We start from the raw sequence: 22,225 nt of genomic DNA on the forward strand, positions 1-22,225 counted from the left end.
CTTCGAAGGAAGGCGGGATGGTCGTTCAATGAGGCCGGATCAGCCTTCCTTCTTCTTGTCGGCCCCGCACTTGCCTTCGCCACACTTGCCTTCACCGCATTTGCCCTCGGCGCCCTTGGTGCCCGCATGAGCCTTGTGCTCGGTCGCGTCGATGAAGCCGTCCTTGTTGGTGTCGATGCTGGCGAACGTGGTCGTCTTGTCCGGATGGGCGGCGGCGAACTCGGCCTGCGAGACCTTGCCGTCCTTGTCGGTGTCGGCCTTGGCCATGCCGCACTTGCCTTCGCCGCATTTGCCCTCACCGCACTTGCCTTCGCCCGCCTTGGCGGCCTCGGGTGCGGCCAGCAGGTAACCCTGCGCCAGTGGTTCCATCGCGAAGCTCGAACCGGCCAGCAGGATGCCGCCCGCCAGGGCAACGGCGACGGCGGCGGGCTTGGTGGTGTTCTTGGACATCGTGGTCTCTCCCGGGAATGGGCGGGGTATCCGCACCAACGTGGCGGGATTGTAGCCGCGGGACGTTAGCGGTTCGTGTGGGCAGGGGGCTGGAACGGAAACGCCCCGCAATGGCGGGGCGTTCCAGGTGCTGCGGTGCGGCGAAAGCCTCAGATGACGCCGGTGGTGCTGGTCTCGTCGCGCTTGTCGCGTGGCGGCAGGGGCTGTTCGCCGTGCACCAGGAACCAGACGTTCTCGGCGATGTTGGTGGCATGGTCGCCGATCCGTTCCAGGTTCTTGGCCATGAACAGCAGGTGCGTGCATGGGGTGATGTTGCGCGGGTCTTCCATCATGTAGGTCAGCAGCTCGCGGAACAGCGCGGTGTAGTGCGCGTCCAGTTCGGCGTCGCGTGCGCGCACCTGGACGGCCTGTTCGGCGTCGCCGTTCTGGTAGGCCACCATCACGTCGCGCACCTGGCGGGCCGCCAGCTTGCCGAGCGCGCGCAGGCCGGTGATCTGCGGCATCGGCGGCGACACGTTGAGGGCGATCGAGCGCTTGGCCACGTTGGCCGCGTAGTCGCCGATGCGTTCGATGTCGGCCGGGATGCGCAGGCCGGCGAGGATCTCGCGCAGGTCGCGCGCCATCGGGCCGCGCAGGGCGAGGTGCATCACGTCGTGGCTGACCTGGTGCTCGATGGCGTCGATGGCCTCATCGTTGGCGATGATGCGCTGGGCGGCCTTGTCGTCGCGGCGTTCGACCACGTCCAGCGCGGCTTCCAGCTGGGCGACGGCAGTCTCGCCCATGCGCACGATCTCGGCCACGATGCGGCGCTGTTCTTCGTCGTAGCTCTTCACGATATGGTCGTTCGGTTGGATGTTCATGGGCGTCCTCAGCCGAAACGGCCGGTGATGTAGTCTTCCGTCTGCTGCTTGCCGGGGTTGGAGAAGATCGTCGAGGTGACGTCGTGCTCCACCAGCTCGCCCAGGTACATGAAGGCGGTGTAGTCCGAGACGCGCGCGGCCTGCTGCATGTTGTGGGTGACGATGGCGATGGTGTACTGGTGCTTCAGTTCCTCGATCAGCTGTTCGATCTTGCTGGTCGAGATGGGGTCCAGTGCCGAGGTCGGTTCGTCCAGCAGGATTACGTCCGGGCGCAGCGCCACCGCTCGCGCGATGCACAGGCGCTGCTGCTGGCCGCCGGATAGGCCCAGTGCACTCTGCTTCAGCTTGTCCTTGGCTTCGTCCCACAGGGCGGCCTGGCGCAGGGCCTGCTCGACGCGGTTGTCCATGTCGGCCTTGCCCAGGCGCTCGTGGTGGCGGATGCCGTAGGCGACGTTCTCGTAGATGGTCATCGGGAACGGAACGGGCTTCTGGAACACCATGCCCACCTTGCTGCGCAGGCGGTTCATCGGGTACTTGGCGTCCAGGATGTTCTCGCCATCCAGCGACACGACACCGGTCGCGCGCAGTTTCGGATAGAGCGAGTAGATGCGGTTGAACACGCGCAGCAGCGTGGACTTGCCGCAACCGGACGGGCCGATCAGCGCGGTCACGCGCTTCTCCGGAATTTCCAGGTTGATGTTCTTCAGCGCGTGGTAGTCGCCGTAGTAGAAGTCCAGGTCCTTGGCGGCAAGCTTGACGCTGGCGTGCTCGTCGGAGACGGCGCGGTCTGGCATCGCGAGGTTGAGTCGTGCGTCGTTCATGGCCGGGGTCCGGGCAACGGTAGGGGAAGTCATGTCATTCATGGGTGATCTTGTTCCGCAGGACGATGGCGCGGGCCAGCAGGCTGATCAACAGCACGAACATGGTCAGGACGAACGCGCCCGCCCAGGCCAGCGTGTGCCAGTTCTCGTAGGGGCTCATGGCGAACTGGAAGATCACCACAGGCACATTGGCCATTGGCGAGGTGAGGTCCGTGGTCCAGTACTGGTTGTTGAGCGCGGTGAACAGCAGCGGTGCGGTTTCGCCACTGATGCGAGCCAGTGCCAGCAGGATGCCGGTCACGATGCCCGGCAGCGACGAGCGGTAGAGCACCTGTACGATCACCTTCCACTGCGGGACACCCAGTGACAACGCGGCTTCGCGCATCTGCGAAGGCACCAGCCGCAGCATCTCGTCGGTGGTACGGACGACCACCGGCAGCACGATGAAGGCCAGCGCGATGCCGCCCGCCAGTGCCGAGAAGTGGCCCATCTGTGCCACCACCAGCGTGTACACGAACAGGCCAAGCACGATGGACGGCGCCGACAGCAGGATGTCGTTGACGAAACGCACGGATTCGCCGATCCAGCTCTTCTGCGAGTATTCGGCCAGGAAGGTACCGGCGAGCACGCCCACCGGTGCGCCAATCGCGATGCCCAGCAGGCTCATGGCCGCACTGCCGAAGAAGGCGTTGAGCATGCCGCCGCCTTCATCGCCCGGCGGCGGCGTCATGTGCGTGAACAGGTCCATGTTCAGGCTGCTCAGGCCCTTGGTGAACGTGGTCCACAGGATCCACACCAGCCAGAACAGACCGAACACAGTGGCCGCGATGGCGAGTGTCTGCGCCGCGATGTTCTTGAACCGGCGGACACCATAGAGGGAAGCACTCATCAGTTGCCCTCCCGCTTGCTGAGTTGGCGCAGCATCAATCGCGCGATGGTCAGTACCACGAACGTCACCATGAACAGCACGAAGCCGAGTGCGATCAGCGAGGACAGGTACATCGGCGAATCGGCTTCGGCGAACTCGTTGGCGATGGTGGCGGCGATCGAGTTGCCGGGCTCGAGCAGCGACAGGGTCAGGCTGTGGGCATTGCCGAGCACGAAGGTCACAGCCATCGTCTCGCCCAATGCGCGGCCCAGCCCAAGGAACACACCACCGATCACAGCGGAGCGCGTGTACGGAAGCACGATGTCCCACACGACTTCCCAGCGTGTCGAACCGAGCGCATACGCCGATTCCTTCAGGCGACCGGGCACGGTCAGGAAGACCTCGCGCATCACCGATGAGACGAAGGGGATCACCATGATGGCCAATACCAGGCCGGCCGTGCCCATGCCCAGACCGAGCGGCGGTCCGGAGAAGAGCGCGCCGATCAACGGAATCTGACCCATGTTTTCATCCATCCACGGATAGATGTGCTCCGCCAGGAAGGGCACCAGTACGAACAGGCCCCACATGCCGTAGATGATGGAGGGAATGCCGGCGAGCAGTTCGATGGCCGCACCGATGGGCGTGCGGAGCCACTTGGGCGCGATTTCGGTCAGGAACATGGCGATGCCGAAACTTACCGGCACGGCGATGAGCATGGCGATGAGCGCGGTGACCAGCGTGCCGTAGATCGGTACCAGCGCACCGAAGTCCTGCAAAACCGGGTTCCAGGCATCACGCCAGAAGAACTCCAGGCCGAATTTGGCGAAGGCGGCGCGTCCGCCCCACAGCATCGAAAGCGCTGCCGAGGTCAGGGACAGCAGGACGAGAAGACCGGCACCCGTCACCAGCCAGCGGAATCCGCGGTCGGCACGGGTGTCTTTCACGTCGCGGTCACTGACTTTCGCAGCGGGCAAGGCAGCAGCATTCATCGTGGGAGTTCAACCGGAAGAGTGGTGTGCTGGGGTAAGCGTGCACGGGCCCCATGGTGGCCCGTGCACGATGTCGTTCCTGTTACAGCTTGAACTCGGATGCCCAGTAGGCTTCCACCTGCTCCACCAGCGGCTTCGGCAGCGGGACGAAGTGCAACTCGTCCGCTTGCGGCTGCCCGTTCTCGAGCGCCCACTTGAAGAAGTCGAACGCGTCCTTGGAACGCTTGGCATCCTTGGGCTGCTTGTACATCAGGATGAAGTTGGTGGCCGCGATCGGCCAGGCATCGGCGCCGGGTGCGTTGGTGATGACCAGGCTGAAGTCCTTGGCATTGGTCCAGTCGGCGGTGGCGGCGGCCGCCTGGAAGCTGGCGGCGCTGGGCTGCACGAACGAGCCGGCGGCATTCTGCATGGCGGTGTACGCCATGCCGTTCTGCGTGGCATAGGCCAGTTCGACGTAACCGATGGAGCCCTTGATCTGCTTGACGTAAGCAGCGACGCCTTCATTGCCCTTGCCGCCGATGCCGACCGGCCAGTTGACCGAGGTGCCTTCACCGACCTTGTCCTTCCACTCGGGGCTGACCTTGGACAGATAGTTGACGAAATTGAAGGTGGTGCCCGAGCCATCGGAACGCTTGACCACGTTGATCTTGGTGGCGGGCAGGGCCAGGCCGGGATTCAGCGCGACGACCGCCGGGTCGTTCCAGGTCGTGATCTTGCCCAGGTAGATGTCCGCCAGCGTCGTGCCGGTCAGGCGCAGCTTGCCGCTCTCGATGCCTTCGATGTTGACGACCGGGACCACGCCGCCGATCGCGGAGGGGAACTGCCCCAGGCCTGCCTGTGCGAGTTCCTCCGGCGGAAGCGGCTTGTCCGACGATCCGAAGTCCACCGTGCCTGCCTTGATCTGGGCGATGCCGCCACCCGAGCCGATGGACTGGTAGTTGATCTTGGCCCCGGTGCTTTTGTTGTAGTCGGCGGACCAGCGGGACAGCAGCGGGTAGATGAAGGTTGCGCCGGCACCGGTGATCTCGGCGGAAATCTGCTGCACGCCTCCGGCGGGTGCGGATGCGGAGTCGCTGCCTGCCGTCGCGGCGGGCGCGTCGGTCTTGCCGCCGCAACCGGCGACGAACAGGGCGGTGGCGAGGGCCAGCGTGGCCAAACGGGCGTTAAGGGCGTGCATGGGATCTCCGGGCGTGTCGTTTGTGATCCACGCTATGAAATGATGTTTTTGTTACAGCGTGATGACATGCTGGTCTCGCGCTGTCATGCGACAGGTCGAACCTGTTCGATGGGCGAAAAAAAGGCGGGCCCGAAGGCCCGCCTTGCACATGCAGCTGAGGGAGGGGTGCTGCATGCCCGCCAGTGCTCGGAGCGAGCACTGGCCTTGCCAGCATCAGAACTTGTAGTTCTGCGCCCAGTACGCCTCGATCTGCTTGACCAGCGGGTCCGGCAGCGGCACGTAGTCGAGCGACTTGGCCTGGGCGTCACCGTTGGCGTAGGCCCAGCGGAAGAACTCCTTGGTGGCCTTGGCTCGCTCCACGTTCTTCGGCTTCTTGTACATGATGATGAAGTTCGTCGCCGCCACCGGCCAGGCGTTCTCGCCCGGGGCATTGGTCATGATCAGGTAGAAATCCTTCGCCTTAGCCCAGTCGGCGCTGGCAGCGGCGGCCTGGAAGGTTTCGTCGCTCGGCAGCACGAAGTTGCCGGCGGCATTCTTCATGCGGGCATAGGCCATCTTGTTCTGCAGCGCGTACGACAGCTCGACGTAGCCGATGCCGCCCTTGATCTGCTTCACGTAGGCGGCGACGCCTTCGTTGCCCTTGCCGCCCACGCCGGCCGGCCACTTCACGCTGGTACCCTCACCCACGGTGGACTGCCACTCCGGGCTGACCTTGGACAGGTAGTTGACCCAGTTGAAGGTCGTACCCGAACCGTCCGAGCGGTGCACCACGGTGATCTTCTGTTCCGGCAACTGGACGCCGCCGTTCAGCGCCACGATGCGCGGATCGTTCCACATCTTGACCTTGCCCAGGAAAATGTCGGCCAGCAGTGGACCGTCGAACTTCATCGCGCCGGCCTTGACGCCGACCACGTTGACCACCGGCACCACGCCGCCGATAGCGGACGGGAACTGGCCCAGGCCGTACTTCGCCAGTTCTTCCGGCTTCATCGGGGCGTCCGACGAACCGAAGTCCACCGTCGCGGCCTTGATCTGGGCAATACCTCCACCCGAACCGATGGACTGGTAGTTGATCTTCGTGCCGGTAGCGGTGTTGTAGTCGGCCGACCACTTGGACAGCAGCGGATAAATGAACGTCGCGCCGGCGCCGGTGATATCGGCGGCAAGCACGCCGGTCGAAAGCGTGGCGGCGAACGCCACGGCCGCCGCGCGGGCTTTGATGGATTTGAGCACTGAAGTCTCCTGGGTTTGGCAGGGTGGAAGGCACGGGCGTGCCCGTTGGTGGCCATTCCACGACGTTTGTGTGACAGCGCCGTGTCGTGATTGCGACAGTCGCGTGACGGAATCCGGGCAGCCCATGTGCGGTCGCCCTATGCCCCCTTGTGACTGAGGGCGAGCAGAGCTCGGTGAGGAATCGGTCCCTCGACTCGATCCGCCATCCACTTCCTTCTCTACATGTGGCTGACCAAGGAGGAGCCGCTGGTGGGCGCGGCGGCAGTCTCGCTGTAACACTACGGTCATGAAACTCACATGTGACTGCAAGATTTCACTCCCATCCTTTAGCGCATCTTTGACGGGCGCTTAATGATTTCCGAAGGTGATCTCGGAAGCGAAGCAGGGCGCCCACGAAGCTTGTGCTCCTACTTCTACTTCCACTCGGAGAGTCACCATGCGTTATTCCCTCCTGGCTGCCGCGCTTGCCGTTGCCATGGGCAGCACCAGCTTTTCGGCCGCCGCTGCCGACAACCGTGACCAGCAGATCGCCGAACTGAAGGCGCAGCTGGAAGCCATGCAGACCAAACTGCTGGAACTGGAAGAACGCACCGACGCGCAGTCGGACGTGAATCTGGATACGGCGGCTCAGCTGGACAAGCTCAACACCGGCTCGCCGAAGATCGATACCAAGGGCGGCATCAAGGTGACGTCGGCCGACGGCAAGTTCGAAGCGTCGATGGGCGGCCGCATCCACTTCGACACCTACGCGTTCGATCGCGATCTCGCCAGCACCACGGGCACCACCGAGTTCCGTCGCGCCCGCCTGACCCTGGGCGGCAAGGCCTATGGCTGGGAATACAAGCTGGAGCAGGACTTCGGCGCCGGCACCAACCTGGACGGCCTGCGTGATGCCTACATCGCCAAGTCGGCGCTGGGCGGCAAGTTCACCATCGGTCATTTCAAGCCCTACCGCGCGATGGAAGAACTGACCAGCTCCAACGAACTGCTTGTGATGGAGCGTCCGTTCGCTTCGGCCACGGGTCTGTTCGGTGGTCGCCAGTTCCAGCAGGGCGTGGGTTACCTGCGTGCCGGCGACAACTACACCGCCGGCGCCACCGTGTTCAACCTGCGCGGCGCGGCAAACTCGCGTAACGAAGGCATGGGCGCTTCCGGCCGCGTGACCTTCGCGCCGATCAACAACGACAACAACACCCTGCACCTGGGCGCGTGGTACAGCTACGAGAACGCCAACCAGGGTTCGGACAACCTGTCGGCCTCCTTCAACTACGCCGGCCGTCGCGGTCCGTCGCAGAACATCGCCACCACGACGGGCGCCAGCCGGAACGAAGTCACCGTGTACGCCGTCGAAGCCGCGGGCTCGTTCGGCCCGGCGTTCTTCCAGGCCGAGTATGCCGACGCTTCCTTCGGTCAGCCGCTCGGCGCCGACCAGGACGTGAAGACGTACTACGTGCAGGGCAGCTTCATGCTCAATGGCGGCCACAAGCCGTACAAGGGCGGTACCGGCGTGTTCGGTTCGCCCAAGGTCGCCGACAAGGGCCTGTGGGAGCTGACCGGTCGCTACGACTACGCGGAGAACGAAACGCTGAACCGCGAAGTCACCAGTTGGATCCTCGGCATGAACTACTACGTCAACCCGAACCTGCGCTTCATGTTCAACTACACGCAGGGCGACAACGAAGTCACCGGCGACGAGACTGCCCAGTACGCACTGCGCACGCAGTTCAGCTGGTAAGCGTCACGCGGCACCAGTAACAAAGAGCCCCGGGCATGTCCCGGGGCTTTTTTATGTGGCTTTTCTGTAGGAGTGACATCAGTCACGACCGCCGACCGTGACCGGAGGGGAACAGGCAGCGTTCCGGTGATGGCTGCCACATTGCATGCATCGCATGGTTCTGTAGCGGCCCGCATGCACGGTCGCGACTTGCGTCGCTCCTACATGGGAGCTGGGGTTCGTTGGTAAGCCAATCCCATTCAAGGCGTCTTGTCCTTGAACCGGCAGAGGTCCCGGATCACGCATTGCGGACAATCCGGCTTGCGCGCCTTGCAGACGTAGCGGCCATGCAGGATCAGCCAGTGATGCGCATCCTGCATGAACTCTGCCGGCACTACCTTCACCAGTCTGTCCTCCACCGCCCGCACATCCTTGCCCGGTGCAAGCCCGGTCCGGTTGGCGACGCGGAAGATGTGCGTGTCCACCGCCATGGTGGGCTCGCCGAACGCTGTATTCAGCACCACGTTGGCGGTCTTGCGGCCCACGCCGGGCAAGGCTTCGAGTGCCTCGCGCGAACGTGGCACTTCGCCGCCGTGTTCGTCGAGCAGGATGCGGCAGGCGGTGATGACGTTCTTCGCTTTCGCGTTGAACAGGCCGATGGTCGAGATGTACTGCTTCAGCCCGTCCTCGCCCAGCGCCAGGATGGCCGCAGGCGTATTGGCCACGGGAAACAGGCGCCGGGTCGCCTTGTTGACACCCACGTCGGTCGCCTGCGCCGACAAGGTCACCGCGACCAGCAATTCAAATGGCGTGCTGTATTCCAGCTCGGTGGTGGGCTTCGGGTTGAGCTCGCGCAAGCGCGAGAAGAGTTCCACGATTTCCGCGCGCGTCAACGTGGCGCTGCGCCGGGGTGCACGCGTCATCGCTTCATCCTGTCGGCTGCCTTGGCCTTGGCACGCGCCAGGATCGCTGCGGCGCTGGCGGGCAGTGCAGGACGTTCCGGTGCGGAAGATGCGGTGTCCGTGGTGGCCGGCGCCGCCGCCAGGCGTCGGGCTTCGCGTTCCTGGGCGCGTCGCGCCAGGCGCGCCTGGCGCAACCGGTAGCGGCGGCGGGCCTCCCAGGCGGTACGCAGTCGCGCCTGTGCCTGCATCACTGACGTGATGATGACGACATCGTCAGTAGTGCAATCGCAGGCAGCGAATGACATCAGGCCCGCCTCGATGGCGCCATCCACATCGTCTGCCATGAGCAGGGCGTGCAGAGACTGCGCGAGGTCGCACGTCGGGCAACGACATGGGGTCATCGCCATGCCCTTTCACTCAGCGGCCGGTGAAGGCCGGCTTGCGGCGTTCGATGAAGGCACGTGTGCCTTCGCGCATGTCATCGGTGGCGAACATCAGGCCGAACTGGGCGGTCTCGTACTGCAACCCTTCTTCGATGCTGCACTCGCCACCGACATTCACGGCGTCGAGCGTGGCGCGCAACGCCAGAGGCGCGGACGCTGCCAGCTGGGCCGCGATCTTCGCCGTCTCGACCTCCAGCTCCGCCACCGGCACCACACGGGTGACGATACCCAGCTTCAGTGCACGCTCGGCCGTAACCGGGGCGCCGAGCAGGCAGAGCTCCAGCGTGGCCGAACGCCCGGCCAGGCGCAGCAACCGCTGGCTTCCGCCGAAGCCCGGGATGAGCCCAAGGTTGATCTCGGGTTGGCCTACCTTGGCCGTATCCGCCGCAATGCGGAGATGGCAGGCCATGGCCAGTTCCAGCCCGCCGCCCAGGGCAAAGCCGTTCACCATCGCGATGACCGGCTTGGGCAGCTTCTCGATGCTGCGCATCAGTTTCTGGCCGCGCAGGGAGAAATCGCGACCCTCCGTGGCGCGCAGGTCTGCCATTTCGGCGATGTCGGCGCCGGCGACGAATGCCTTGGGGCCGGCGCCGGTCAGCACGACGACTCTGACGGCCGCATCGGCAGCTGCTGCGTCGAACGCCGCCTGCAGCGCATCGAGCGTGGCGGCATTGAGGGCATTCAGCTTGTCGGGGCGGTTCACGGTGATGCGGCGGACACCTTCCGCATCGGTAACAAGGACGAGACTGTCGGGCATGGGTTTTCTGCGGTGAATTGTAAAATTTGAGTGAAGCGGGAACTCTGCCATGAAGGCCCGGTCAGACCAGCCTGTCGTCAGTGGCGGTTAAGCGCCCCGGCGGCTATCCTAGCGCGTCCATTTCCAGGCGGTATGCCGCCGCCCAATCCGGAGAGTGTGTTGATGAAGGTGCGTTCGTTAGTGGTCGCAGTTGCGGCATTCGCCATGGCCGGTAGCGCCCTGGCCCAGGACGTCTCGTCCGAGAAGGGCAAGTTGAGCTACTACTTCGGTTACGACTATGGCAACAATCTGGCCGAGCTGACCGCACGTGGCGAACAGCTGGACATCAATTCGGTGGTGAAGGGCCTGCAGGACGCCTACGCCAAGCAGAAGCCGGCGCTGACGTCCGAGCAGCTCAAGCCCGCCCTGGAAGCCTTCCAGAAGCGCGAGCAGACCCGCGCGCAGCAGGCCAAGGCCGAATACGACAAGGTGGCGGCCGAGAACAAGACCAAGAGCGACCAGTTCATCGGTACCTTCAAGGGTCAGCCGGGCGTGAAGTCGCTGGCCAGTGGCGTCCCCTACAAGGTGCTGGAGAACGGCAACGGTGCAAAGCCGACCCAGGCCAGCACGGTGGAACTGCTGGTATCCGGCCCGTATCCGTTCGGCCAGCGTCCGGCCGAGGCACGCCCGGCGCAGCAGATGAAGGACTTGAAGGTCAGCGCGGTCGAGATGCCGGCCATGCGTGAAGCCCTGCTGCAGATGCCCGCAGGCGCCAAGTGGGAAGTCGCACTGCCGCCGGACAAGGCCTATGGCGCCGATCCGCGCACCGGCTTCCCGCCCAACGTGGCGGTGGTCTTCGAGATCAAGCTGGTCAGCGTCAAGTGACGCAATGACGCGTCCGCGCATCGCGCGGGCGCCTGGGTCACTGCGTCATCCCCGCGCAGGCGGGGGTCCAGGGGCTGTAGAAGCAACGTTCCATCTGCGCCGGCCCCGTGCCGGCGCAGTGCTTTCCAGCGTCGGGCAGCGTTTCCGCGCTACCCTCCGCAGGTGTCAGATGAAATGAATACCGCATTCCGCGCCGTGCTCAGCCCATGCATCGGCGTCTGTACGCTGAACGACAACGGGTTGTGTGAAGGCTGCCTCCGTACCACCTCCGAGATAGCGCGCTGGTCGCAGATGAACGATGACGAACGCCTGCGTCTGATGGAGTACGTGCTGCCTGCGCGCGAACGCGTGCGCTCGCCGCTGGAGCAGCGCTTGCGCGAAGGCGGCGCACTGCGTCGTGCACTGCATCCGCTGGGTGCCATGCCGGCCGATGCGGGCTGGAACCACAATGACCTGGTCGACCTGCTGCCGCCGGGACCATTGGCCGAAGCGGCCGTGCTGGCCGGACTGGTTCCCCGCCAAGAAGGTACTCAGGTGCTGCTGACCCGCCGCACCGATGGCCTGCGCCACCACGGCGGGCAGGTGAGCTTCCCGGGCGGACGCATCGAGCCGACCGATGCCGATGCCGTCGCGGCGGCCTTGCGCGAAAGCCACGAGGAAATCGCGTTGCCGGCGTCGCAGGTGACGCCACTGGGCTTCCTCGATCCGTTCACGACGATCAGTGGGTTCCGCGTGTTGCCAGTGGTCGCGTTGGTCGATCCGGCCTTCGTGCCGGTGCCCGAACCGAATGAAGTGGCCGATGTGTTCGAAGTACCACTCGACTACCTGCTGTCGCCGGACAACCTCCGCCGCGTCGAAGTCGACTATCGCGGACGCCGGCGCGTCGTGCTTGAGTACGCGTGGCCGGGGCAGCGCATCTGGGGTGCGACGGCCGCCATCCTGTTCAACCTGCGGCAACGGCTGGAGCAGCTTGCATGAACACGAACTGGACCACCCTGGTCGATGCACCTGCGTTGTCCGCCGCTCTCGGCGATCCGGGGTTGCGGCTGGTGGATGCGCGTTTCGTGATGCTCAACCCGGCACCGGATGCGGGCCGCCAGGCCTATGCCGAGTCGCACCTGCCCGGTGCGGTGTACGCCGACCTGAATCTCGACTTGTCGGATCTGTCGAAGGTCGGTGAGGGTCGCCATCCGTTGCCCGACAGCGACGTGCTCGCACGCAGGTTGGGCGAATGGGGGATCGGGCCGGCACACCAGGTGGTGGTCTACGACGCTGGCGACGGCAGCATGGCGGCAGCGCGCCTGTGGTGGTTGTTGTGGCTGATGGGGCATCCGCGCGTGGCGGTGCTGGATGGAGGATTGGCCGCATGGCGTGCCATGGGTGGAGAGGAAACCGCCGAGGTTGCTACACCGGCACCCGTCGCGGCGTATCCATCTCGTATGGATGCCCGTCAGCTCGTCAGTGCGGACGAAGTCCTGGACCGGCTGGACGAAGACAGCGGTTGGCTTGTCGATGCGCGGGCGGCCGAGCGCTTCCGTGGCGATGTCGAGCCCATCGATCCGGTCGCCGGGCATGTGCCGGGCGCGCTCAACCGTCCGTTCGCACAGAACCTGCGCGAGGGCCGTTTCAAACCGGCCGAGGAGCTCGGCCGCGAGCTGTCTTCGCTGTTGGGCGCGCGCGCTCCCGGCGACACTGTATTGATGTGCGGATCCGGCGTGACGGCTTGCCACCTGCTGCTCGCCTTCGAACACGCCGGCCTGCATGGTGCGCGGGTGTATCCCGGCTCGTGGAGCGGCTGGATCAGCGATCCATCGCGTCCTGTCGCCCGCGGCGACTGACGGCGCGACGCTTCACTTCTTCAGCTTGTCCACCAGCGCCCGCAACGCTTGCTGCGTGTCGGGCGCGTGCCACGCATCGACGAAGCGTTCCAATTGGATCAGGGAAGGATCCAGGGCCTCGACCAGGTCGCGACGGGCGAGGGCGCGTGTCTGCAGCATCGGGTGGTGCGGCAGGCGCAGCAGCTGCTGCAGCCATGCGACGGCACGTGCGGCGACATCGTCCTGACCCACGAGTTCATCGACCAGCCCGATCTCCAGGGCGCGTTCGGCGGGCACCATTTCGCCCGCCACCAGCAGGCGTTCCGCGCGGTAATTGCCCACGACGCGACGCATCAGGCGCTGGATGCCCTCCGGTACGACCAGCCCCACCTGGGTCTCGTTGAGGCCCAGAGCGAAGGGACGGGCGGGATCCGCGCTGCGCGCCATGACGCGGTAATCGCAGCACAGCGCCAGGACGCAGCCACCTGCCGGCGCGTGGCCGGTAATGGCCGCCACCACCGGTACGCGTGATTCGGCCAGCGTGCGCGCCGCGCCGAAGAATGCCTGCCAGGCGTCGAGGAGTGCCTTGCGGTCGTCGCCCAGGGAGAGCAGATAGGGAACGTCCATGCCGGCAGAGAAGATCTTCGGGTTGCCGGCCAGCACGATGCCGCGCACCCCCTGGTCCAGCGCGGCGTTGAGCGCGTCGATCAGGGCGCGACACAGCTCGGTGTTCAAAGCGTTGACGGGCGGGCGCGCAAGCCGGATCTCGCGGATGTCGCCATGGTCGATGGTGTCGATGAGTCCGGTCATTCATTCGCTCCCTGAAGTCAGGCCGGTATCATAGGCGCATGAACCGTCGCACCGGAATGATCGGCCTGTCGGCCCTGCTGATGTCGGGCCTGGGCACCGCCCACGCGGCCGAATGCCTGCCCGTCGCCAAGGCGGCGTGGGTGCGCATGCCACCGGTTGCGATGCCGATGATGGCTGGCTTTGCCCGCATCGAGAATCCATGCAAGACCCCGGTCAGCATCGTCGGCGCGGAGAGCCTCGCCTTCGAGGACGTGTCCCTGCACGAAACGCGCGAAGCGAACGGCGTCAGCCGCATGCGCGAAGTGGCCGCGCTGCCCATCGCGCCCGGCAAGGCCGCCGAACTGAAGCCCGGCGGGCTGCATTTGATGCTGCATGGCCCCTACGCGCCGATAGCGGCTGGTGAGAAAGTGGTGATCACGCTGAGGCTCGCCGACGGCCGCTCGTTGCCGGTGCAGTTCGAGGTGCGCAAGAGCCTGCCCTGAACGCGTCGATTCCTGTAGGAGCGACGTGAGTCGCGACCGCGGACCTGAAGCGACACGGCAGAACCGGAAGCATGGACCAGCGTAGACGGAAGCAATTGGATAGCCTTTTGCATCCACTGTCTCCGGAAGATTCCGGTCGCGACTCACGTCGCTCCTACAGGGGGCCAAGGGCGCCGTTACTCCGACACCGCCCTGATCGCCGCCGGCAGCGGCGCGCTGTGGCCGGTCTGCGTGTCCATCCAGACCACCACCACATTGCCGTCCGAATACAGCACGCTGTCGTCCTTTGCCGACACGATGCGGTGGCCGATGGTGACGCTGCTGGTGCCGAGACGGTCGACATAAAGCTCCACCACCACGTCGTTCGGCCAGGTCAGCGGGCGTTTGTAGTTGATGTTGTTGGCCGCCACGACCGGTGCGATGCGGTCGGTCATCGATACCTCGGGCACGGTAAGCATCCAGCGCACGCGCGCCTCTTCCAGGTACGAAATGTACTTGGCGTTGTTCACGTGGCCCATGCTGTCCATGTCGCGCCAGCGCACGCTGATCGGGATCTTCGCCAGCAGCTTGCGTCCTGCGGCGTTGGCGTCGTGCGTGGAACTCATCGGGCGGCCTTCTTCGTCGTGGACTTGGTGGTTTTCTTGGTGGCGGACTTGCGCGGGGGCAGCACGTCGGGCTTGGCGACGGCGGCAGGCTTGCTGGCCTTGGGCGTCTTCGATTCCGGCAGCAGCTTGGCGAGGAAACGTCCGGTGTGCGAATCCGGATGCGCGGCGATGTCCTCCGGCGTGCCGGTGGCGAGGATCCGGCCACCGCGATGGCCGCCTTCAGGCCCCAGGTCCACCACCCAGTCCGCCGTCTTGATGACGTCGAGGTTGTGCTCGATCACCACGATGGTGTTGCCGTCGTCGCGCAGCTTGTGCAGCACGGCGAGCAGGTGCTCGATGTCGTGGAAATGCAGGCCGGTGGTCGGCTCGTCCAGGATGTACAGAGTGCGGCCGGTATCGCGGCGCGAGAGCTCCTTCGACAGCTTCACGCGTTGCGCTTCGCCGCCGGACAACGTGGTCGCGCTCTGGCCCAGCTTGATGTAGCTCAGGCCCACGTCCATCAGCGTTTCCAGCTTGCGCGAGATCGACGGCACCGGCTCGAACAGGGTCAGCGCATCCTCGACCGTCATCTCCAGCACGTCGTTGATGTTGTACCCCTTGTAGAGGATCTCCAGCGTCTCGCGGTTGTAGCGCTTGCCGTGGCACACGTCGCAGGGCACGTACACGTCAGGCAGGAAGTGCATCTCCACCTTGATCATGCCGTCGCCCTGGCAGGCCTCGCAGCGGCCGCCACGCACGTTGAAGCTGAAACGCCCCGGCGAGTAGCCGCGCGCGCGCGACTCGGGCACCTGCGCATACAGTTCGCGCAGCGGCGTGAACAGCCCGGTGTAGGTGGCCGGATTGGAGCGTGGCGTGCGGCCGATCGGCGACTGGTCGATGTCGACGACCTTGTCGAACAGGTCCAGCCCGGTCACTTCGCGATACGGTGCCGGCTTGTGCGAGGCGCCGTTGATCTCGTTGGCGGCCAGCGAGTACAGCGTGTCGTTGATCAGCGTGGACTTGCCCGAGCCCGATACGCCGGTGATGCAGGTGAACAGTCCTGACGGGATGTCCAGGTCCACGTCCTTCAGGTTGTTGCCGGTGGCGCCGCGCAGGTGCAGCGTCATCTTGGGGTTCGCCTTGTGGCGCGCTTTCGGCACTTCGATCTGGCGCTTGCCGGACAGGTACTGTCCGGTCAGCGAGCGTGGCGACTTCAGCAGGTCGTCAAGTGTGCCCTGGCCGACGATCTCGCCGCCATGCACGCCGGCGCCCGGGCCGATGTCGAGCACGTAGTCGGCCATGCGGATGGCGTCCTCATCGTGTTCCACTACGATCACGGTGTTGCCGAGATCGCGCAAGCGCGTGAGCGTGCCCAGCAAACGCTCGTTGTCGCGCTGGTGCAGGCCGATGCTCGGCTCGTCCAGCACGTACATCACGCCGACCAGGCCGGCGCCGATCTGGGAGGCCAGGCGGATGCGCTGTGCTTCACCGCCGGACAGCGTGTCGGCCTTGCGCTCCAGCGTCAGGTAATCCAGGCCCACGTCGACCAGGAAGCCCAGGCGTTCGGCAATTTCCTTGACGATCTTGGTGGCGATCTCACCGCGCCAGCCGGGCAGATCGAGGCTGCGGAAGAACGCCAGCGCTTCGTCCACCGGCAGTACCACCAGCGATGGCAGTGGACGGTCGGCGACGAACACGTTGCGCGCGGACTTGTTGAGACGTGCGCCTTGGCAATCTGGGCAGGGGCGATCGCTGATGTACTTCGCCAGTTCCTCGCGTACCGCGGGCGATTCCGTCTCGCGGTAGCGGCGCTCCAGGTTCGGCACGATGCCCTCGAAGCGATGCTTGCGCTGCGTGCGTCCGCCCGATTCGGTGAGATAGGTGAAGGTGATGGTTTCTTCGCCACTGCCGTACAGCACGGCTTGCTGCACCTTCTCCGGCAGAGATTGCCACGGCGCGTCGGTGTCGAACTGGTAGTGCTTGGCCAGCGAGGCGATCAGCTGGAAGTAATACGCGTTGCGACGATCCCAGCCGCGTACGGCACCGGCGGCCAGCGACAGCTCTGGATGCACGACCACGCGCGAGGGGTCGAAGAACTGCGCCACGCCCAGGCCGTCGCAGGTTGGGCAGGCGCCGACCGGCGAGTTGAACGAGAACAGGCGCGGTTCCAGTTCCGGTAGCGAGTAATCGCAGACCGGGCAGGAATACTTCGACGAGAACAGCAGCGGGGCCGCATCGGGCTGGTCGAGCGACATCACCTGCGCCATGCCGTCGCCCAGCTTCAGCGCGGTCTCGAAACTTTCCGCCAGGCGCTGCTTGAGGTCCTCGCGCGGGCGGAAGCGGTCAATCACCGCTTCGATGGTGTGCTTCTGGCGCAATGCCAGCGGCGGCACGGCATCGATCTCGTGCAACTCACCATCGACGCGAACACGCACGAAGCCCTGCGCGCGCAGCTGATCGAATACCTGGGCGTGTTCGCCCTTGCGCTCGCGGATCACCGGTGCCAGCAGCATGTAACGCTGCTCGCCGTCGAGGGCCAGCACCTGGTCGACCATCTGGCTGACGGTCTGCGCTTCCAGCGGGTAGCCGTGGTCCGGGCAGCGCGGCAGTCCGACGCGCGCGTACAGCAGACGCAGGTAGTCGTAGATCTCGGTGATCGTGCCGACCGTCGAGCGCGGGTTGTGGCTGGTCGACTTTTGTTCGATCGAGATCGCCGGCGACAGGCCCTCGATGTGGTCGACGTCGGGCTTTTCCATCACCGACAGGAACTGCCGCGCGTACGCGGACAGCGATTCCACGTAGCGGCGCTGACCCTCGGCGTAGATGGTGTCGAACGCCAGCGACGACTTGCCGGAACCGGACAGGCCGGTGATCACGATCAGCTTGTCGCGCGGCAGGTCGAGATCGATGTTCTTGAGGTTGTGGGTACGGGCTCCGCGGATGCGGATGAAGTCCATGGCCATCGGGTGGGGGGATCCGGAAAGCGAACAAGGAAGCGTAGCGATCTGCCTAGGTGGGGGCAAATGGCGTCATTGCCAGCGAAGCAGCGGGTTCGGGTGGGCGCTCAGTCAGCCGGGCAGCCGGTTGGGTGGGCCAGGCCACCGCCGTGCCCGCGACCGCAGTCCGCAGTCCGCAAGCAGGGCTGCGGGGAGCGATCCATCCAAGTCATTGATCTACAATGGTCTGCCCCGTGGCCGGCGGGACCTGTTGCCGCCATCAGGCGCCAGTCTGCGCGCCAATGCGGACATTCTCTGTCCGTGAAGGAGATCCCTGGGGACCCGGAGGCTGGTCGGGGCGGGGAACGGGTTGACCGTAACTCGCTGAATCCACTAAAATTCCGCTTCTGTCCGCCCTCGATGGCAGGCAGGCTCCAGAAAATAACTACAGAAACCAAGGAATCCACATGTACGCAGTCGTAGTCACGGGCGGTAAGCAGTACCGCGTGATGAAGGGCGAGACGCTCCGCGTCGAGAAGCTCGAAGCCGAAGCCGGCAACGAACTCACCTTCGACAACATCCTGATGCTGGGCGATGGCGAGACCATCAGCCTGGGCGACGCCCTGAAGGGCGCCACCGTCACCGCGAAGGTCGTCGGCCATGGCCGCGCCGACAAGGTGCGCATCATCAAGTTCCGCCGCCGCAAGCACCACATGAAGCGCCAGGGTCACCGGCAGCATTACACCGAAATCGAAATCACCGGCATCAACAAGTAAGGAGAAGCAGTCATGGCACATAAAAAGGGCGTAGGCTCATCGCGCAACGGCCGCGACTCCAACCCGAAGATGCTGGGCGTCAAGGTCTTTGGTGGTCAGGCGATCGATGCAGGCAACATCATCATCCGCCAGCGCGGCACCCAGTTCCATCCGGGTCCGGGCGTCGGCCTGGGCCGCGACCACACGCTGTTCGCGCTGGTCGACGGCAAGGTCGAGTTCTCGATCAAGGGCGCCAAGAAGCGTCGTACCGTGAGCGTAGTGACGGAAGCCTGAGGCTTTCGCGCACGCTGAGCGAAGGGCCCCGCCGCGTGCGGGGCTTTTCGTTGGTGGAGCCGTGATTGGTGATTCGTGGTGAGTGATTCGCGAGCGCGTTCGGCTCCTCGCCTTTCGGCGCCGCATCACCGATCGCAGCACGCAGCCATATGGTCGTCACGGCATTCCCAATCACGAATCACCTATCACGAATCACACCCCCATGAAACTCGTAGACGAAGCAGAAATCCAGGTCGGCGCCGGCAACGGCGGCAACGGTTGCGTGGGGTTCCGCCGCGAGAAGTTCATTCCGCTTGGCGGGCCGGACGGAGGTGATGGCGGCAACGGCGGCAGCGTCTGGCTGCAGGCCGACGAGAATCTCAATACCCTGGTCGACTTTCGCCACCAGACCCAGTTCCGCGCCCAGCGTGGCGAGAACGGCATGGGCCGGCAGATGTACGGCAAGGCCGGCGAAGACCTGACCATCACGGTGCCCGTCGGCACAGTGGTGACCAATGTCAGTACCGATGAAGTGATCGGCGACCTCACGCAGCACGGCGACCGCCTGCTGGTGGCCAAGGGCGGCAAGGGTGGCCTGGGCAACATGCATTTCAAGAGCTCGATCACCCGTGCCCCGCGCAAGGCGACGCCGGGGGAAGAGGGCGAGGAGCGCCTGTTGAAGCTGGAACTGAAGCTGCTGGCCGATGTCGGCTTGCTCGGCTTCCCCAACGCCGGCAAGAGCACCTTCATCCGCGCGGTGTCGGCGGCGACGCCGAAGGTGGCCGACTATCCGTTCACCACGCTGTATCCGAACCTGGGCGTGGTCAGCGTGGAAGCCCACCGCAGCTTCGTGATCGCGGACATCCCGGGTTTGATCGAAGGCGCGGCAGATGGTGCCGGACTGGGTGCGACGTTCCTCCGTCACCTGCAGCGCACGCGCATCCTGCTGCATCTGGTGGACATGGCGCCGATGGAGGGGGGCGTGGAAGGTGTCGATCCGGTCGAGCAGGTGCGCGCCATCGAGCGCGAACTGGAGAAGCACGATCCCGAGCTGCTGCAGAAGCCGCGCTGGCTGGTACTCAACAAGGCCGACCTGATGTTCGAGGACGAGGCCAAGGAGCGCGCCGATGAGATCATCGCCAGCCTGGGCTGGACGCAGCCGTGGTATCAGGTCTCGGCCATTTCCCGCGAAGGCACCTGGCCGATCATGAAGGACGTGATGGCGTTCTTCGATCGCCAGAAGGAAGAGGCCGACGAGGCCGCCCGCGAGGGCTGAGAAAAAGAGCCCGCCGGAAGGCGGGCTTTTTCTGTGTGGTCGGGCGACCGTCCGGTTCCGGCATCCCGGCATCGACGCGTAGGCAAAAAGAAACCCGCCTTGCGGCGGGTTCCCGTGTCTTCGCGTTGCGTACCGCCGTGAATCAGGCCGCTTGCAGGGCCTTGATGCGGGCGTTCAGGCGGCTCTTGTGGCGGGCAGCCTTGTTCTTGTGGATCAGGCCGCGCGAGCTCAGGCGGTCGAGGATCGGCTGGGCCGAGACGAACGCGGCCTGGGCGCCGGCGGCGTCGTTGGCGTCGAGCGCCTTCAGGACTTTCTTGACGGCGGTGCGCAGCATCGAACGCTGACCGGCGTTGCGCGCATTGCGCACGACGGTCTGCTTGGCGCGCTTCTTGGCGGACTTGATATTGGCCACGGTGGGATTCCTGATGAATACCTGAGAGAATTCAGGGGGTGAACGGAAGACGGGTAATTGAGCCGGAAATTATGGGGCATTCAATGGGTTGCGTCAACCTGGGTCGTCCCCGGGAAAAGGGGGGGCAATGAGCGGCAACCGGCTCCTGCGTTCCACCGCCATCTTCAGCTCAATGACCTTCCTGTCCAGGGTGTCCGGGCTGGTCCGGGACCAGATCTATGCCATTGTCTTCGGCGCGAACCCGGCCATGGACGTGTTCATCGCCGCGTTCCGCATCCCTAATTTCATGCGGCGCCTGTCGGCCGAGGGCTCGTTCTCGATGGCCTTCGTGCCGGTGCTGGCCGAGTACAAGGAAAAACACGGGCAGGACGCGGTCAAGGGCCTGGTCGACCGCGTGACCGGCGCCCTGCTGGCGGCCCTGCTGGTCGTCACGGCGGTGGTGTTGCTGACCGCGCCTTGGCTGGCACGAGTCATCGCGCCCGGCTTCGAGGTGGGCAGCGAGAAACATGCGCTGTTCATCGAAATGCTGCGCATCACCTTCCCGTATGCCCTCTTCATCTCGCTGGCCTCGCTGGTGGGCAGCATCCTCAACAGCTACCAGAAGTTCGCCATTCCGGCGCTGTCTCCGGTGCTGCTGAACCTGGCGATGATCGCCGCGGCGCTGGGACTGGCACCGCTGATGGGGAATTCCGTCAAGGCGCTGGCGTGGGGCGTGTTCGTCGCCGGCATTCTGCAACTCTGTTTCCAGTTGCCGGCATTGGCGAAGCTGGGCCTGCTGCCACGCCCCAGGCTGGATGTCGCCCATGCCGGGGTCCGCAAGATCCTGACCCTGATGGTGCCCACGCTCTTCGGCTCGTCCGTGGTGCAGTTCAACCTGCTCTTCAACACCATGGCGGCGTCGTACCTGATCGGCAGCAGCATCACCTGGCTTTACTACAGCGACCGTCTGCTGGAGTTCCCGCTGGGCATGTTCGGGGTCGCCATCGGCACCGTGATCCTGCCGCACCTGTCCAGCCGGCACGCCGCCACCGACCCCGACGGTTACTCGAAGGGTCTCGACTGGGGTTTCAGACTCTGCCTGATGATCGGTCTGCCGGCTTGCGCGGGCCTGATCCTGTGCGCTGAGCCGCTGATGTCGACCTTGTTCCAGTACCGCAGCTTTACCGTGGAAGACGCGCGCATGAGCAGCTGGAGCCTGATCGCGCAGTCCACGGCCGTGCCTGCATTCCTGCTGGTGAAGGTGCTGGCGCCGGCGTTCTACTCACGCCAGGACACCCGCACGCCGGTGAAGGCGGCCGTCGTGGCCGTATTGACGAACGCCCTGTGCACGATCGGCCTGTTTGCGGGGCTGCTGTACGCCACGCCGACGGGCCAGGCCGCGCTGCAGGCGGCAGGTGGCAGCTGGACGCAGGCGCTGGCCACGATCCCGGGTGCCCATGCTCTGCTGGCACTGGCCATCGCCATCGCCGGCTGGGTCAATGCCCTGCAGCTGGCCTGGCTGCTACGGAAGGCCGGTGTCTATCGCCGCCAGCCGGGGTGGGGGCGCTTCCTGCGTCAGATCGGCGTGGCGACGCTCGCCATGACGCTCGTGGTGTTGGCCTTCCGACTGGCCTGGCCGGACTGGTCGGCCTGGGCCTGGTGGGAGCGTGGGTGGCGATTGGCGGTGACGGTCGGCGTAGGCGGCGCACTTTACGGCGGCCTGCTTTGGCTGCAGGGCATCCGCCCGCGTGACCTGCGTGGGCATTGAGGTTGACGCAGGCGGCTATACTTCAAGGTCTTGCAATATCCCGGATCCGCCA

23 protein-coding genes are annotated in these 22,225 nt (G+C 65.1%); 9 read left to right on the forward strand and 14 right to left on the reverse strand.

Annotation, left to right across the window (positions count from 1 at the left end; genetic code table 11):
* Positions 1–39: 39 nt before the first annotated feature.
* From FB548_RS06245 to pstS (FB548_RS06275), 7 genes are all read right to left on the reverse strand, one after another.
* Positions 40–450 (reverse strand): EF-hand domain-containing protein, encoded by a 411-nt coding sequence (locus FB548_RS06245; protein ID WP_142123841.1) that lies wholly within the window; start codon positions 448–450, stop codon positions 40–42.
* 149 nt (positions 451–599) lie between these two features.
* Complete coding sequence (phoU, locus tag FB548_RS06250) at positions 600–1,310, reverse strand: phosphate signaling complex protein PhoU (protein WP_142123842.1); 711 nt, start codon at positions 1,308–1,310, stop codon at positions 600–602.
* Between the two features lie 8 nt (positions 1,311–1,318).
* The gene (pstB, locus tag FB548_RS06255; protein ID WP_255470403.1) at positions 1,319–2,104 is read right to left on the reverse strand and encodes a phosphate ABC transporter ATP-binding protein PstB; all 786 of its coding nucleotides are present in this window, start codon (positions 2,102–2,104) and stop codon (positions 1,319–1,321) included.
* Between the two features lie 61 nt (positions 2,105–2,165).
* Positions 2,166–3,020: a phosphate ABC transporter permease PstA gene (pstA, locus tag FB548_RS06260; RefSeq protein ID WP_142123844.1), complete on the reverse strand. Its 855-nt coding sequence runs from the start codon at positions 3,018–3,020 to the stop codon at positions 2,166–2,168.
* Complete coding sequence (gene pstC, locus FB548_RS06265; RefSeq protein ID WP_142123845.1) at positions 3,020–3,991, reverse strand: phosphate ABC transporter permease subunit PstC; 972 nt, start codon at positions 3,989–3,991, stop codon at positions 3,020–3,022. Before pstC ends, pstA begins: the two co-directional genes overlap by 1 nt.
* 82 nt (positions 3,992–4,073) lie before the next feature.
* Positions 4,074–5,168, reverse strand: coding sequence for a phosphate ABC transporter substrate-binding protein PstS (gene pstS / locus FB548_RS06270; protein ID WP_142123846.1), 1,095 nt, complete (start codon positions 5,166–5,168; stop codon positions 4,074–4,076).
* Between the two features lie 213 nt (positions 5,169–5,381).
* The gene (pstS, locus tag FB548_RS06275) at positions 5,382–6,389 is read right to left on the reverse strand and encodes a phosphate ABC transporter substrate-binding protein PstS (protein WP_255470404.1); all 1,008 of its coding nucleotides are present in this window, start codon (positions 6,387–6,389) and stop codon (positions 5,382–5,384) included.
* Between the two features lie 448 nt (positions 6,390–6,837).
* Here pstS (FB548_RS06275) and FB548_RS06280 point away from each other — a divergent pair, with 448 nt between their 5' ends.
* Positions 6,838–8,136 (forward strand): porin, encoded by a 1,299-nt coding sequence (locus FB548_RS06280; RefSeq protein ID WP_142123848.1) that lies wholly within the window; start codon positions 6,838–6,840, stop codon positions 8,134–8,136.
* Positions 8,137–8,375: 239 nt separating this feature from the next.
* On the opposite strand, the gene nth is transcribed toward FB548_RS06280, so the two are convergent.
* The 3 genes from nth to FB548_RS06295 are packed head-to-tail and all read right to left on the reverse strand — an operon-like array spanning position 8,376 to position 10,217.
* Positions 8,376–9,038, reverse strand: coding sequence for an endonuclease III (gene nth / locus FB548_RS06285; RefSeq protein WP_142123849.1), 663 nt, complete (start codon positions 9,036–9,038; stop codon positions 8,376–8,378).
* Positions 9,035–9,418 (reverse strand): hypothetical protein, encoded by a 384-nt coding sequence (locus FB548_RS06290; protein WP_142124126.1) that lies wholly within the window; start codon positions 9,416–9,418, stop codon positions 9,035–9,037. The genes nth and FB548_RS06290 overlap by 4 nt, the downstream gene beginning before the upstream one ends.
* Before the next feature lie 16 nt (positions 9,419–9,434).
* Positions 9,435–10,217, reverse strand: coding sequence for an enoyl-CoA hydratase-related protein (locus tag FB548_RS06295; protein ID WP_142123850.1), 783 nt, complete (start codon positions 10,215–10,217; stop codon positions 9,435–9,437).
* A gap of 162 nt (positions 10,218–10,379) precedes the next feature.
* Between FB548_RS06295 and FB548_RS06300 the strand changes: the two genes are divergently transcribed.
* The 3 genes from FB548_RS06300 to FB548_RS06310 all read left to right on the forward strand — a co-directional run bounded on the left by FB548_RS06300 (position 10,380) and on the right by FB548_RS06310 (position 12,919).
* Positions 10,380–11,081, forward strand: a complete 702-nt coding sequence (locus FB548_RS06300) for an FKBP-type peptidyl-prolyl cis-trans isomerase N-terminal domain-containing protein (RefSeq protein WP_142123851.1) — start codon at positions 10,380–10,382, stop codon at positions 11,079–11,081.
* A gap of 174 nt (positions 11,082–11,255) precedes the next feature.
* Positions 11,256–12,059, forward strand: coding sequence for a CoA pyrophosphatase (locus FB548_RS06305; protein ID WP_142123852.1), 804 nt, complete (start codon positions 11,256–11,258; stop codon positions 12,057–12,059).
* The gene (locus tag FB548_RS06310) at positions 12,056–12,919 is read left to right on the forward strand and encodes a sulfurtransferase (protein ID WP_142123853.1); all 864 of its coding nucleotides are present in this window, start codon (positions 12,056–12,058) and stop codon (positions 12,917–12,919) included. The genes FB548_RS06305 and FB548_RS06310 overlap by 4 nt, the downstream gene beginning before the upstream one ends.
* 12 nt (positions 12,920–12,931) lie before the next feature.
* Here the strand turns inward: FB548_RS06310 and FB548_RS06315 are convergent, their stop codons facing one another.
* Positions 12,932–13,708, reverse strand: a complete 777-nt coding sequence (locus FB548_RS06315) for an enoyl-CoA hydratase/isomerase family protein (RefSeq protein WP_142123854.1) — start codon at positions 13,706–13,708, stop codon at positions 12,932–12,934.
* A gap of 38 nt (positions 13,709–13,746) precedes the next feature.
* Between FB548_RS06315 and FB548_RS06320 the strand changes: the two genes are divergently transcribed.
* The gene (locus tag FB548_RS06320) at positions 13,747–14,190 is read left to right on the forward strand and encodes a copper chaperone PCu(A)C (protein ID WP_142123855.1); all 444 of its coding nucleotides are present in this window, start codon (positions 13,747–13,749) and stop codon (positions 14,188–14,190) included.
* Positions 14,191–14,366: 176 nt separating this feature from the next.
* Here FB548_RS06320 and FB548_RS06325 read toward each other — a convergent pair whose 3' ends face one another.
* Together FB548_RS06325 and uvrA are read right to left on the reverse strand one after the other, a co-directional pair.
* The gene (locus FB548_RS06325) at positions 14,367–14,795 is read right to left on the reverse strand and encodes a thioesterase family protein (protein WP_142123856.1); all 429 of its coding nucleotides are present in this window, start codon (positions 14,793–14,795) and stop codon (positions 14,367–14,369) included.
* Positions 14,792–17,737, reverse strand: coding sequence for an excinuclease ABC subunit UvrA (gene uvrA / locus FB548_RS06330; RefSeq protein WP_142123857.1), 2,946 nt, complete (start codon positions 17,735–17,737; stop codon positions 14,792–14,794). Before uvrA ends, FB548_RS06325 begins: the two co-directional genes overlap by 4 nt.
* Positions 17,738–18,177: 440 nt before the next feature.
* Here uvrA and rplU point away from each other — a divergent pair, with 440 nt between their 5' ends.
* The 3 genes from rplU (at position 18,178) to cgtA (ending at position 20,014) form a co-directional block, all read left to right on the forward strand.
* Complete coding sequence (rplU, locus tag FB548_RS06335; RefSeq protein ID WP_055935657.1) at positions 18,178–18,486, forward strand: 50S ribosomal protein L21; 309 nt, start codon at positions 18,178–18,180, stop codon at positions 18,484–18,486.
* 12 nt (positions 18,487–18,498) lie between these two features.
* The gene (gene rpmA, locus FB548_RS06340; protein WP_142123858.1) at positions 18,499–18,759 is read left to right on the forward strand and encodes a 50S ribosomal protein L27; all 261 of its coding nucleotides are present in this window, start codon (positions 18,499–18,501) and stop codon (positions 18,757–18,759) included.
* A gap of 202 nt (positions 18,760–18,961) precedes the next feature.
* The gene (gene cgtA, locus FB548_RS06345) at positions 18,962–20,014 is read left to right on the forward strand and encodes an Obg family GTPase CgtA (protein WP_142123859.1); all 1,053 of its coding nucleotides are present in this window, start codon (positions 18,962–18,964) and stop codon (positions 20,012–20,014) included.
* A gap of 142 nt (positions 20,015–20,156) precedes the next feature.
* On the opposite strand, the gene rpsT is transcribed toward cgtA, so the two are convergent.
* On the reverse strand, positions 20,157–20,426 hold the full coding sequence (rpsT, locus tag FB548_RS06350; protein ID WP_062355047.1) for a 30S ribosomal protein S20: 270 nt from the start codon (positions 20,424–20,426) through the stop codon (positions 20,157–20,159).
* Positions 20,427–20,553: 127 nt separating this feature from the next.
* Here rpsT and murJ point away from each other — a divergent pair, with 127 nt between their 5' ends.
* On the forward strand, positions 20,554–22,173 hold the full coding sequence (gene murJ, locus FB548_RS06355; protein WP_142123860.1) for a murein biosynthesis integral membrane protein MurJ: 1,620 nt from the start codon (positions 20,554–20,556) through the stop codon (positions 22,171–22,173).
* Positions 22,174–22,225 lie beyond the last annotated feature (52 nt).

It is taken from the genome of Pseudoxanthomonas sp. 3HH-4 (genome assembly GCF_006716465.1).
Lineage (GTDB): Bacteria > Pseudomonadota > Gammaproteobacteria > Xanthomonadales > Xanthomonadaceae > Pseudoxanthomonas_A.

Excerpts from the sequence above, each read along its gene's own strand:
- FB548_RS06245 (WP_142123841.1), bottom strand. The coding sequence starts at position 450 with ATGTCCAAGAACACCACCAAGCCCGCCGCCGTCGCCGTTGCCCTGGCG.
- phoU (WP_142123842.1), bottom strand. The coding sequence starts at position 1,310 with ATGAACATCCAACCGAACGACCATATCGTGAAGAGCTACGACGAAGAA.
- pstB (WP_255470403.1), bottom strand. The coding sequence starts at position 2,104 with ATGCCAGACCGCGCCGTCTCCGACGAGCACGCCAGCGTCAAGCTTGCC.
- pstA (WP_142123844.1), bottom strand. The coding sequence starts at position 3,020 with ATGAGTGCTTCCCTCTATGGTGTCCGCCGGTTCAAGAACATCGCGGCG.
- pstC (WP_142123845.1), bottom strand. The coding sequence starts at position 3,991 with ATGAATGCTGCTGCCTTGCCCGCTGCGAAAGTCAGTGACCGCGACGTG.
- pstS (WP_142123846.1), bottom strand. The coding sequence starts at position 5,168 with ATGCACGCCCTTAACGCCCGTTTGGCCACGCTGGCCCTCGCCACCGCC.
- FB548_RS06280 (WP_142123848.1), top strand. The coding sequence starts at position 6,838 with ATGCGTTATTCCCTCCTGGCTGCCGCGCTTGCCGTTGCCATGGGCAGC.
- nth (WP_142123849.1), bottom strand. The coding sequence starts at position 9,038 with ATGACGCGTGCACCCCGGCGCAGCGCCACGTTGACGCGCGCGGAAATC.
- FB548_RS06290 (WP_142124126.1), bottom strand. The coding sequence starts at position 9,418 with ATGACCCCATGTCGTTGCCCGACGTGCGACCTCGCGCAGTCTCTGCAC.
- FB548_RS06295 (WP_142123850.1), bottom strand. The coding sequence starts at position 10,217 with ATGCCCGACAGTCTCGTCCTTGTTACCGATGCGGAAGGTGTCCGCCGC.
- FB548_RS06300 (WP_142123851.1), top strand. The coding sequence starts at position 10,380 with ATGAAGGTGCGTTCGTTAGTGGTCGCAGTTGCGGCATTCGCCATGGCC.
- FB548_RS06305 (WP_142123852.1), top strand. The coding sequence starts at position 11,256 with ATGAATACCGCATTCCGCGCCGTGCTCAGCCCATGCATCGGCGTCTGT.
- FB548_RS06310 (WP_142123853.1), top strand. The coding sequence starts at position 12,056 with ATGAACACGAACTGGACCACCCTGGTCGATGCACCTGCGTTGTCCGCC.
- FB548_RS06315 (WP_142123854.1), bottom strand. The coding sequence starts at position 13,708 with ATGACCGGACTCATCGACACCATCGACCATGGCGACATCCGCGAGATC.
- FB548_RS06320 (WP_142123855.1), top strand. The coding sequence starts at position 13,747 with ATGAACCGTCGCACCGGAATGATCGGCCTGTCGGCCCTGCTGATGTCG.
- FB548_RS06325 (WP_142123856.1), bottom strand. The coding sequence starts at position 14,795 with ATGAGTTCCACGCACGACGCCAACGCCGCAGGACGCAAGCTGCTGGCG.
- uvrA (WP_142123857.1), bottom strand. The coding sequence starts at position 17,737 with ATGGCCATGGACTTCATCCGCATCCGCGGAGCCCGTACCCACAACCTC.
- rplU (WP_055935657.1), top strand. The coding sequence starts at position 18,178 with ATGTACGCAGTCGTAGTCACGGGCGGTAAGCAGTACCGCGTGATGAAG.
- rpmA (WP_142123858.1), top strand. The coding sequence starts at position 18,499 with ATGGCACATAAAAAGGGCGTAGGCTCATCGCGCAACGGCCGCGACTCC.
- cgtA (WP_142123859.1), top strand. The coding sequence starts at position 18,962 with ATGAAACTCGTAGACGAAGCAGAAATCCAGGTCGGCGCCGGCAACGGC.
- murJ (WP_142123860.1), top strand. The coding sequence starts at position 20,554 with ATGAGCGGCAACCGGCTCCTGCGTTCCACCGCCATCTTCAGCTCAATG.